11 protein-coding genes and 1 pseudogene are annotated in these 10323 nt (G+C 67.3%); 8 read left to right on the top strand and 4 right to left on the bottom strand.

Annotated elements, in window-relative coordinates:
• Positions 1 to 354: 354 nt before the first annotated feature.
• The 5 genes from ACZDWJ_RS19385 (at position 355) to ACZDWJ_RS19365 (ending at position 4691) form a co-directional block, all read left to right on the top strand.
• Complete coding sequence (locus ACZDWJ_RS19385; protein ID WP_463523767.1) at positions 355 to 990, top strand: hypothetical protein; 636 nt, start codon at positions 355 to 357, stop codon at positions 988 to 990.
• Positions 987 to 1184: a hypothetical protein gene (locus ACZDWJ_RS19380; protein WP_463523765.1), complete on the top strand. Its 198-nt coding sequence runs from the start codon at positions 987 to 989 to the stop codon at positions 1182 to 1184. Before ACZDWJ_RS19385 ends, ACZDWJ_RS19380 begins: the two co-directional genes overlap by 4 nt.
• Before the next feature lie 170 nt (positions 1185 to 1354).
• A complete protein-coding gene (locus tag ACZDWJ_RS19375) occupies positions 1355 to 1669 on the top strand; it encodes a hypothetical protein (protein WP_214056117.1) in 315 nt (104 codons plus the stop codon).
• Between the two features lie 107 nt (positions 1670 to 1776).
• Positions 1777 to 3117, top strand: a complete 1341-nt coding sequence (locus ACZDWJ_RS19370) for an ATP-binding protein (RefSeq protein WP_463523763.1) — start codon at positions 1777 to 1779, stop codon at positions 3115 to 3117.
• A gap of 326 nt (positions 3118 to 3443) precedes the next feature.
• Positions 3444 to 4691, top strand: a complete 1248-nt coding sequence (locus ACZDWJ_RS19365) for an IS256 family transposase (protein ID WP_235738352.1) — start codon at positions 3444 to 3446, stop codon at positions 4689 to 4691.
• 29 nt (positions 4692 to 4720) lie between these two features.
• Here the strand turns inward: ACZDWJ_RS19365 and ACZDWJ_RS19360 are convergent, their stop codons facing one another.
• The 4 genes and pseudogenes from ACZDWJ_RS19360 to ACZDWJ_RS19345 all read right to left on the bottom strand — a co-directional run bounded on the left by ACZDWJ_RS19360 (position 4721) and on the right by ACZDWJ_RS19345 (position 7047).
• Positions 4721 to 5359 carry a DUF4872 domain-containing protein gene (locus tag ACZDWJ_RS19360; protein WP_349804363.1) on the bottom strand — a complete coding sequence of 213 codons (639 nt, stop codon included), beginning with the start codon at positions 5357 to 5359 and terminating at the stop codon, positions 4721 to 4723.
• 68 nt (positions 5360 to 5427) lie between these two features.
• A pseudogene (locus tag ACZDWJ_RS19355) lies at positions 5428 to 5799 on the bottom strand (BtrH N-terminal domain-containing protein); the annotation flags it as partial.
• Between the two features lie 73 nt (positions 5800 to 5872).
• A complete protein-coding gene (locus ACZDWJ_RS19350) occupies positions 5873 to 6436 on the bottom strand; it encodes a PaaI family thioesterase (protein ID WP_166191400.1) in 564 nt (187 codons plus the stop codon).
• Entirely contained in the window at positions 6433 to 7047 is a 615-nt protein-coding gene (locus ACZDWJ_RS19345) for a TetR/AcrR family transcriptional regulator (protein WP_166191397.1), read from the bottom strand. Before ACZDWJ_RS19345 ends, ACZDWJ_RS19350 begins: the two co-directional genes overlap by 4 nt.
• Positions 7048 to 7963: 916 nt before the next feature.
• Between ACZDWJ_RS19345 and ACZDWJ_RS19340 the strand changes: the two genes are divergently transcribed.
• The 3 genes from ACZDWJ_RS19340 to ACZDWJ_RS19330 all read left to right on the top strand — a co-directional run bounded on the left by ACZDWJ_RS19340 (position 7964) and on the right by ACZDWJ_RS19330 (position 9756).
• Positions 7964 to 8251, top strand: a complete 288-nt coding sequence (locus ACZDWJ_RS19340; protein WP_166191394.1) for a transposase — start codon at positions 7964 to 7966, stop codon at positions 8249 to 8251.
• Positions 8251 to 9111: an IS3 family transposase gene (locus ACZDWJ_RS19335; protein WP_207082373.1), complete on the top strand. Its 861-nt coding sequence runs from the start codon at positions 8251 to 8253 to the stop codon at positions 9109 to 9111. Before ACZDWJ_RS19340 ends, ACZDWJ_RS19335 begins: the two co-directional genes overlap by 1 nt.
• Before the next feature lie 102 nt (positions 9112 to 9213).
• Positions 9214 to 9756, top strand: coding sequence for a transposase (locus ACZDWJ_RS19330; protein ID WP_463523758.1), 543 nt, complete (start codon positions 9214 to 9216; stop codon positions 9754 to 9756).
• The last annotated feature ends 567 nt before the right edge of the window (positions 9757 to 10323 follow it).

The raw sequence follows: 10323 nt of genomic DNA, 5'->3' as shown, positions 1-10323 counted from the left end.
CAGCGCCGACACACATCGACGCAGATCAGATGTCACCTATCCGTGCAGCAGACCCCACGGAGCGAACCCGGGCAGCAGTGGATGCGGCCTTTGCAGCCGGGCGCCACGTGGGAGAAAAGGTCGACAGAGAACTCGAGCAACCCTCTCGGGGCTAGCGGACGCCAGCCCGAACCAACGGCTCGTCTTGGAGCCGCCGGTCCACTGCCCGTCACCGCCGCTCCCGCCCAACGATCAGACAACGTGCCCAGCTCCCACGCCCGTCGCGATCGGCGCTGACGCCCCCTAGCACCTCGATGGCAGAATCCCGGTGATGACTACGCCGTACCCCTATTCCACTGCGGCCAGCTGATCGGGGTGGCTGCACGATCGTGGCGCGACAAGCGCATCGACGGCCTCCTGGCGGCCGTCTCCGACCTCGGCATGACGATGTCCCGCTCCGCTGCGGGCGAGTTGCTCGACGAACGGGTTCAGTTCGTCGCCGAGCAGATGCGTGTCACGGCCAGCACCGCCCGCCGCTACCTCACCGACGACGCCCTCGCCGGCATGGCCAGTGAGATTGTCTTCGGCTTCGTCGAGGAGACACCGGGTGCGGACCTGATGAGCGCACCGCGGACCGCCGCGGTTCCCGTGAGGTTCGCCGGAAGGGTCTTCGCGGGGTTGGGCGAGGTCGTCCGCGTCCTCCTCGTCGAGCGCGACGATCTCGAGCACACCCGCGATCGGGTGGCTCAGATCGCACACGCGCAGAGCTATCTCGGATTGCTGGTCCACGACCAGGTGGCCACCACAGGCTTCTACGACGAGCCGTCGGTCCAGATGCCCCCGGCGCTTCTCCTGCGCGTGGCGCGCATCCTGGAGACCGCCGCCGACCTGGTCGAGGATGGCCTGATCGGCTACCAGGTTGATCCGGAGGAGAGCGCCGGGCTCCCATCAGCATTCCGCCGCGACGTTCGCCTCATGCGCACTATGGCCGAGCAGGAGTCGAGCGCGTGACCGAGACCGAAGCACGGGACGTCACGCTGTTCGCCACGATGCAGGAGATACCGCCCGACCACCGCGGCGGTTACACCCTCGGCCGAGACGAGTTGACCGTCGAGGACACCGACTACGACCAGGCGCACGCGGCCGCCCGATGCCGCGTTCCTGACGGGTGGCGAATCATCGCCCTGCGAGTCGAGCGCAACTAGCAGGGGATCCGACGCCGCCCCTGCCCCCTCCGCCGGTGTGCTGCGCGTTCTGCGGCAGGACGACGGCGAGCCTGTCGGCCGCCGCCCGCTGCCGAGCTGCGAAAGCCCTGTCACAGCTGATCGCTCCCAAGGTCCGGGATCACTTAGGTGACCAAGCAGAGGAGGACCCAATGAGCACTTCACCCGCGGAGCAGCCGGGCTCCGGCATCGTCACCTTCACTCAGCAGGGCGAACGCGCCCTCGATCGCCTCGCCGCCGACCTGGTCGACCACTGCGACGGCTCCACCGCCAGCATCGCCGACATCCTCGAGCAGGTGCTGTCGGCCGACGTCGCCGAGCTTGCCGACAAGCTCGGCGAGTCCCTCGTCGCCGGCGAGGCCGGTCCTGCCCACGAGAGTCCCGACCATGCAGCCCGTCGACGCCTCGGCGCCGACCGGTCCACTGCCGGCGGCGCTCCTCTCCCGCAACCCCGGATCGGCCGTTGACGCGCCGGTCACAAGCGCGAGCGCTCCTCCGATCGAGTGAGCCGACTGCCACCTATACTGACCTAGAAAACCCTCTAATTCTAGGTGAGTCTAGGAAGTCGGCGCTGGTGGATAAGAGCCCGTACACGCCCGGTGCTGGCCACAACCCGCCCGTCCTGGCAGGACGCGACGGCCTTCTCCGTGACTGGCACTTGGTGCTCAACGACATTGTCGCTGGCGGCCGCGTCCGTGCCCAGGACATGATTCTTTCCGGCCCGCGCGGCGTGGGGAAGACCGTCACGGTGAGCGCGTTCGCGGACCTTGCTAAGGAGCAAGGCTTCGAAGTGGTCAACCTCCAGGCTGTCTCGGGCCACGCTGGTCTGGTAGAGGCGCTGCTCCAGCGCGCTCGCACCCGTATGGCTGAGGAGGCGGGCCCGTGGCAGCGCGCCCGCAAGGCCTTCGAGCGGATCGGTGGGGTTAACCTCAGCATCGCGGGCATCGGTGCTGGGATCTCCACTCACCAATCCGACGCCGCAGCACCAGGCTTGGACGCGGGGACGCTCGCTGACGCCCTGGCCACGCTGGCGTCCGAGGTCCGCAAGGACGCCCACAGCGGCGGCCTGCTGATCACCGTCGATGAGCTCCAGGTCGCATCTAGGCCCGACCTCGCCCTGCTCGCGGCGACGCTGCACCGACTCAACGTCGACCACCCCTCCGCGCCGGTCCTCTTCGCCGGCACCGGACTGCCCTTCACCCCCGATGCGCTCCGCAAGGCTGGCGTGACCCACCCTGACCGTCTCTTCGTGCTGGAGCCCATCCCCCTGACCCTCGAACCCGATGACGCCCGCTACGCCGTGGTAGAGCCAGCACGCCAGGCCGGTGTCGCGTGGACCCCCGAGGCGGCGGCAGCCGTCGTCGAGGCCAGCAATGGCTACCCGGCGCACCTGCAGCTGTTCGCCCACGCCATCTGGACATCCGCGCCCGGGCCTGACCAGATCACCCTCGGCGACGTCGAAGCCGCACTCCCCCAGGTCGCCGACATGCTCGAGCGCCGCACCCTTGGCCCCCGCTGGGACCGAATCAGCGATCGACAGATGGAGTTCCTTGCCGCCCTCGCTCTGCACGGCGGGCGCGCCTCGACAGCGGCGATCGCCAAGACACTCAGTCGCTCCCAGCAAGAGCTGTCCTGGCTCCGCGAGGAGCTCATCGAGGAAGGCGACGTATACGCACCCAAACGCGGCCAGCTGGCAATGGCGGTCCCGCTCTTCAACCGCTACGTTCTGAGCCACTACGAACGCACGCGGCCCGAGGCAGCGACCGAACTGCTCAGCCTGCAGAAGATGCTCGCGAACGCCGGTCTGAATCCCTCAGCTGCGCACGCGGGTCGGGACATGCTGCGCCGAAGCGAGCAGAACGAAACCCGCCAGTTGCCACCGCCCGGCGGCGGATCTGCGCGGCCGCATTCCTGAGAGGCGGCGCGCACCGCTACCGAACGGTTGTGCATACATTCCGTTACACAACGCAGCTGTGTAACAGTTTGAAGCGGGCTGACATGGACCGCGACAGCCCGCGCGGCGCTAGAACTGGCGGCAGGCCCTCCGCAGCAGGGCCCTGTCACTTCGGGCATCAGCGCAGCAAGGGGCTACGCCGGCGCGACGTTCGGCCAGTTGAGTCCCCGATAGTGGTGTAGCGCGGTCGCTGAGGTCGTCGCCGGCGTGTACGGCAGAGGCAGACGCGGCCACCGCGTGATCCTTCGAGTGAACCTCTCACAGAACCCTCGAACGGAGTCATCACGATGACCGCACCACACATTGTCGACCCTGCACGCCTGCTCAGCGAAGCCCTCGCTGAGGCGAGTCCGGATCTGATGCGTTCGCTGCTGCAGACGATGATCAACGCCCTGCTTTCAGCCGACGCCGATGCTGTGGTGGGGGCCGAGTACGGCCGGGTCTCGCCGGGTCGAACCGCGCAGCGCAACGGCTACCGGCATCGCGACCTGGACACCCGGGTCGGCTCGATCGACGTCGCGATCCCGAAGCTGCGCAAGGGCACCTACTTCCCCGAGTGGCTGCTCGAGCGCCGCAAGCGCGCGGAGGCCGCGCTGATCACCGTGGTCGCGGACTGCTACCTCGCCGGGGTGTCCACCCGGCGGATGGACAAGCTGGTCAAGACCCTCGGCATCGACTCGCTGTCCAAGTCTCAGGTCTCGCGGATGGCGGCCGAGCTCGATGAGCACGTCGAGCAGTTCCGCCACCGGCCCCTCGACGCCGTCGGACCGTTCACGTTCGTGGCCGCCGACGCATTGACGATGAAGGTCCGCGAAGGCGGACGGGTGATCAACGCCGTGGTGCTCCTAGCGACCGGGGTCAACGGCGACGGGCACCGCGAGGTCCTCGGCATGCGAGTGGCCACCAGTGAGACCGGAGCTGCGTGGAACGAGTTCTTCGCCGACCTCACAGCCCGCGGCCTGGCCGGGGTCCGGCTGGTCACCAGCGACGCCCACGCCGGGCTGGTCGAGGCGGTCGCGGCGAACTTGCCCGGCGCCGCCTGGCAACGATGCCGGACGCACTACTCAGCGAACCTCATGAGCGTGACACCCAAGAGCATGTGGCCAGCGGTCAAGGCGATGCTGCACAGCGTCTACGACCAGCCCGACCGACCCTCGGTGCACGCCCAGTTCGACCGGCTTCTCGACTACGTCGACGGCAAGCTCCCCGAGGTCCACACCCACCTCGACACCGCCCGCGCCGACATCCTGGCCTTCACCGAGTTCCCCAAAGACGTCTGGACCCAGATCTGGTCCAACAACCCCGCCGAACGCCTCAATCGCGAGATCCGCCGACGCACCGACGCCGTCGGCATCTTCCCCACCCGCGAGGCCATCGTGCGACTCGTCGGCGCGGTCCTGGCCGAGCAGACCGACGAATGGGCCGAAGGCCGCCGCTACCTCGGCCTCGAGGTCCTCGCCCGCTGCCGCGTCACCGTCGTCCCCAACACCGAAACCGAGATCGGAGCTGATCAGCTGCCCTCCCTCACCGCATGACCAAACAGGAGGAACGCAGCGCTACACCACTACCTGGGACTTGACCCGTGGAGGTCTTGGGTCAGCATGGCCTCGAGCTCCGGAAGGGCCAAGGCCGACTGCGCGGCGTCGCGAACTCGACTGCGTGCCGGCTTATCCCGGGCGGTGGCCGAACGGGCCACCGTCGTCCAGGCCTCTGCGGCTCGGCTGGCTGACCGCGCCGATGAGGTGGTTGCTTCATCCCCGGTCATCTGGGCGATCTCGAAAGCCCCCTGGGCCAGCAGCCGGCGGAAGAGGCCGCCGCCTGTGCCTGCCTTCTCGATGAACGCGCCGAGGCTGAACAACATGATTTCGAGTTCCTCGTCGTCGTGGCGCTCCCAGCCCGCAATGTCCGTGGCAAAGGCATGCGCTGCGGCGACTCCTGCGCTGCGGACCATCAGACCGGCGGCGTCACCCGGTTCTGAGGGTAGCTCGTCGAAGACTCTGGTGGCGCTGGTGGGATTGCTCACCGCTTGGGCTGACTGGGCGAATGCCTCAGCCGCCGCGGACGCCAGATCCGGCAGCTCGGCGGGCCACCTGATGTCATACAGCGTGTGTCGCGTCGGTTGCGGGAACGACGTGGAACTGCGGGCCCGCGCAAGGGCCTCGTAGGGGACCTCCTGGACGTCTTCGCGATCGTTGTCGACCACCAGAGCGCATGGTCATCGAACCCGATGACCACGATGTCGTGGCGGCTCATCGAAAGTTTGACGCGCAGATATGGCAGCTCGGCAATGTCAGCCCAGAGCATGACTGGACGACCGCCCTCGATCTCGGCGCGTACCCAGCTCCACCCCTCGGCGGGATCATCAGTAACCCGCTGCTCGGCCGCTGCGCCAAGCCGACGAGGCAGATCCAGCTCGAGCTCTCCGCCACGGCCAACCAGGTACAGGGGTGGGAAAAGGCCTACCGAGCGCACATAGGAGAGACCGAGCGCGCCGCCGAGAGCGAACACCAGACCTTCGCTGGGAGGGCCGTCCCATCCGAGTCCGGCCCACTCCAGCAGGTCTCGCAGAGCGCCGGACCCACAGTGCCCACCGATCCGATGCGGGTAGGGCGACACCTGTGCGGCGGCATGACTAGTAGTCATGAAGCCGTCTTTCGCATCCGAGCCTGCGTGTCGGACGGTGATCGGTAGCAGTCAACCTCTGCTCGCTGAACGATCACGGCCTCGGCTCTCTCTCAACGCCTCTCGGACCGCCGGTCTCCTCGGCGGTCTTGGTGATGGCGCTCTCCAGGCTCCGTGCGTACGCAGCAGCGAAGTGGGCGACGTCAACGAGCACGAACATGGCGGTCGAGGTGAGCACCCTCTGCCCCTCCGGGTCGGTGATGGTGGCTTCAACCTGAAGTCGACGCCCATCGCGACCGGTGAGGTGGGCTTCCAACCGATAGGTGACGTCCAAGAGGACAGGCTGCAGGTACTCGATCTCGAGGCGTCGAGTCACCGCCGGGCCGCCAACTAAGTACTGGAGGAATCCATAGAGGTCGTCGATGACCGTCGCCAACGCCCCACCATGAGCGATCCCCGGCGCGCCCTCGTGCCGGCGGTCGAAGGCGTGCGCAGCGACCACGCCGTCCCCCGCACGTCGCACCTCGAGATGGTGACCATGCGGATTGTCCTCGCCGCAGCCCAGACAGTTGGCGTGGTGTGAGGCAAGGCGAGCCCCGTCGTCAGGAGGACGGAACTTCTCTGCAAACGTCGCGATCAGGTCATCAAATCGACTCATCCCGCTACCCCGCCTGCCATGACAGTGTCGATCCAGCGTTCGAGGACATCACGCTGCCACTTAGAAGGATGCGGGACGAGCATCCCGCTCACTCCTCGACCTAACAGGAGATCCAGCGTCAACTGGATCAGAACCGGATCCGTGGTGATCCAGACGCGACATACCTCCCGAAGCTCGGCGTGCACCCGCTCCTCCGCCGGAACCAGCTGGCGTCGAAGGTCCTCGTCGGTGCGTGCCGCGGCCCATAACTCCAACGTGGCTCCGTACAGCGGCCCGGACAACGCCTCAGCGAGGAGCTCCAGGGCCGCCAGTGCTGCCGCTCTGGTCGGTTGAGCCGAGGGGTCCAGACTGTCTCCGATCCGTATCGCGAGACTGTCTTGAACATGCGTGAGACGTTGCTGAGCCAAATGCTCGACCGCCGCCACGACCATCTGGTCTCGCGTGCCGAAGTGGTGGAGCTGAGCGCCTCGCGACAAGCCAGCTCGCTCGGCCACGGCAGGGCCAGTGGTCCCCGCGTACCCCAGCTCCGCCAAGCAAGCCACCGTGGTGTCCAGCAGCAGCCGGCGGGTTGCGACCGCCCGAACCTGTCGATCCTGCACGCCAGCGGTCATGTTGAACAGTGTACATACATACATGCATGTATGCGCTCTAGGTGGAGCAGTGCTCGCCTTCGCACTCCTAGCGCGCCAGACACCGTGCCGAAAGCCGTTGCTAGGTAACGGACCGCGGACAATGCCATCTGCTGGCGCGCTGGCAGCAGGCTCTCCCGGCCAACCAGGCGGCATATGTGTCGATCTCGCCACCCGCGCCCTCTCCCCCGGTGGCCTACTTGTCCCGGCCACGTTCGGCCCCGACGGGACCCCGTCTTTCTCGGGCCAGCCAACGGCCCGTCACTTGGCCGACGACCTCGCCGTCTCCTTCGCGCCCGCCTTCCCCTTTGGCCCGTGCGAAGACGCGATGCACTGCACTCCCGGCGGCGCCGAGCAGCAGTTCACCTGAGAACGGCGCGGCGCACCGATCTACTGCTGCTGACCTCCGCCAAGCGGATCACGAAGGAGCGGGGCGCCGGCGCCATGCCCTCGACCGCGCCCGAGTTCGTGGCCGTGGTCCCGGAGAGCACGCCCCGACTTGTCGTGACCAGAGTCCGTGGCACCGTTGCAAGTCATGCCGAGTGTCCTCCGATCGATGGTGACGCACGTAGGGACGACGTAGGGACGCAAGGCCTAGCTGCTCGGCGTGTGTTGGAGACTAGCCCTCGGAAGTCGCTGTGGTCGTGTAGGAAATGGGGCCCTTGGTACTTGCGGTGGGGGTAGGCGACACGCGCCGCTGAGCTGACCCGGAGATGGGTCGAGACCTTCCAAAGTTTGGTGCGACCAAGCAACCGAACCGGAAGGCCTCGACGATGTCGCAGCCTACGGCGTGCGATCGCGCGCGTTCGTGTCCAGATCCGTCCTACTGCCAGTGAAGTGCCCCCGCTAGCCCGGACACCTTGAGTGAGGCGACGATGGTCGCCCGAGAGGAGTCCCTGTGCCTGCACCGAAGAGTCCTGAGTTCCGTCGTCGAGCAGTCGAGCTGGCGCGGCTGCGTGAGAAGCCGATCGCTCAGATCGCGAAGGATCTCGGCATTGCCGAGTCCGGTCTGCGTCGCTGGATGAAGCAGGCCGACATCGACGACGGCGTCCAAGACGGCCTGACCTCTGATGAGCGGGCCGAGCTGGTCCAGCTGCGCCGTGACAAGCGGGTGCTCGAGATGGAGATCGAGATCTTGAAGCGGGCCAGTGCCTACTTCGCTCGGGAGAACGTGCTCCCAAAATAGTGTTCCCGGTAGTCCAGGAGCTTGCCGCGGACGGTGTTCCGGTCGCGGTGACCTGCCGGGTGCTGAACGTCTCGACCTCGGGCTACTACGAATGGGCGCGGCGCCGAGCGAGCCGTCGTGACCTCGAGCAGGCCTACCTGATGGCCGCGATCCACGACGTGCACGCCGCCTCCTACGGCACCTACGGCCACCGCCGGGTCCATGCCGAGCTGACCATGGGCCGGCGTCTGGAGGTCAGCCACGGCCGTGTCGAGCGACTGATGCGCTCCACCGGCCTGCAGGGCGTGCACCGACGCAGGCTGCGGGGCTGCACCCGCCGCGATCAGGCCGCGACACCATCGGAGGACCTGGTCGAGCGGAACTTCCGCCCCGATGCCCCAGACAGGCTCTACGTCGCCGACGTGACCCAGCACCGCACAGGTGAGGGGTGGTTGTACTTCGCGGTCGTCATCGACTGCTTCAGCCGCCGCGTCGTGGGCTGGTCGATCGCGGACCACATCCGCTCCGAGCTGGTGGTCGATGCGTTGCAGATGGCGATCTGGAACCGTCGCCCACCGGCCGGGGCGGTCCATCACAGCGACCACGGGTCGACCTACACCAGCTGGGCCTTCGGTCACCGGCTGCGCGAAGCAGGGTTGCTCGGATCGATGGGCACGATCGGCGACTGTTTCGACAACTCCGTGGCCGAGAGCTTCTTCGCGACCCTGCAGACCGAGCTGCTCGACCGCTCGACCTGGCCGACCCGTGAAGTCCTGGCGAACGCGATCTTCAGCTTCGTCACGGCTTCTACAACCCGCGCCGGCGTCACTCGACGCTCGGCTACCTCAGCCCCGCCGACTACGAGACCCAGCACGCATTGAGGACGCCTGCTGGACCCCCAAGCGAGACCGCTGCATGATCAGATCCACCCAACCCCAGTAGTCCGGGGAACCGGGGGCACTTCACAGCGCTGCGATCTCCTCGTGGGCCTGGAGGGGTTCCACGTCATCGAGGTCACCGAGCAGCTGCGTCATCTACGCGTGGTGGTCGAGTCCGACCCCGCACCGGCGGGCTGCCACGCGTGCGGTGTGATCGCCGCGAGCCATGGCCGGCGCGAGGTCCGCCTGGTCGACGTGCCCTCCTTCGGCCGCCCGGTGCGACTTGTGTGGCGCAAGCGGACCTGGCGCTGCGTTGAGCCGAAGTGCAGGGCCGGCGGGTGGAGCGAGCAGCACGACGGGTTGGCCCGGCCGCGGGCGCTGCTCACGGTGCGGGCGTGCTGGTGGCCGATCGCTCAGATCCGTCGCGAGCACGCCTCGGTGGCTGTTCTCGCCCGCCAGTTGGGCACCTCGTGGCGCACGGTGTGGCGCTCGATCAAGCCCCTGCTCGAACAGATGGCCGCCGACCCGACCAGGTTCGACAACGTCGAGGTCTTGGGCGTCGATGAGCACATCGTGCGCCACGAGGCGCTGTTGTTTCGGATGGAGGTGAGAGACCTGCATCGCTTGGTCGTCGTAGCGGCTGAGTGAAGCTGGCGGCAGCCTGACCCGGGGAACGCCGGTGAGGGTGGGAGCAGCCGCGGTGAAGTCAGGGCGGTTCGGTACTTCCGGACGGGCCGTGCCTGGTGAGCGAGACGGGAAGGTGTACGCGAGGAATCGGTGTCGTAAAGCCTCTTCATCGTCGACCAGCTCGAACCCGGTAGATCTGGGCTGGTGAGCGGTGCAGAACTGTCCTGGGCGGCGTCATCCAGACGCCGTGCAGGGCGGGGAACTGTCGGGACGGTTTATGTGTCGGGCCCGGCAGGTCGTGGTGAAGGTCTACGACGTCTGACCGACCGAACATGGCAGGTCGGGCGTGGCCACGACGAAGCCGCAGGGGCAAAGCCGAGCACCTCACCCGTCGACCGAACAACAGTGAACGTGGGAACCACCTACGTCCGTTCCCGTGGCGCCTTCAAGGGGCCGTTGGATAGGCGCGTTGCCTGCCGAAGGGCGTAGGTGGGGCGGAGCCGTCGTAGTACTTCGAGGCCGGGAAAGCCGGTCTGAACCGCCCCGGAGTTTCCGGAGACTGTTTTTCTTGGCTCAGCCGGTTGGCAT

It is taken from the genome of Nocardioides sp. B129/18 (genome assembly GCF_055282735.1).
Note: the sequence above shows the minus strand (reverse complement) of the source record. Positions and strands in the feature narration are given on the sequence as shown.

Excerpts from the sequence above, each read along its gene's own strand:
- ACZDWJ_RS19375 (WP_214056117.1), top strand. The coding sequence starts at position 1,355 with ATGAGCACTTCACCCGCGGAGCAGCCGGGCTCCGGCATCGTCACCTTC.
- ACZDWJ_RS19365 (WP_235738352.1), top strand. The coding sequence starts at position 3,444 with ATGACCGCACCACACATTGTCGACCCTGCACGCCTGCTCAGCGAAGCC.
- ACZDWJ_RS19350 (WP_166191400.1), bottom strand. The coding sequence starts at position 6,436 with ATGAGTCGATTTGATGACCTGATCGCGACGTTTGCAGAGAAGTTCCGT.
- ACZDWJ_RS19345 (WP_166191397.1), bottom strand. The coding sequence starts at position 7,047 with ATGACCGCTGGCGTGCAGGATCGACAGGTTCGGGCGGTCGCAACCCGC.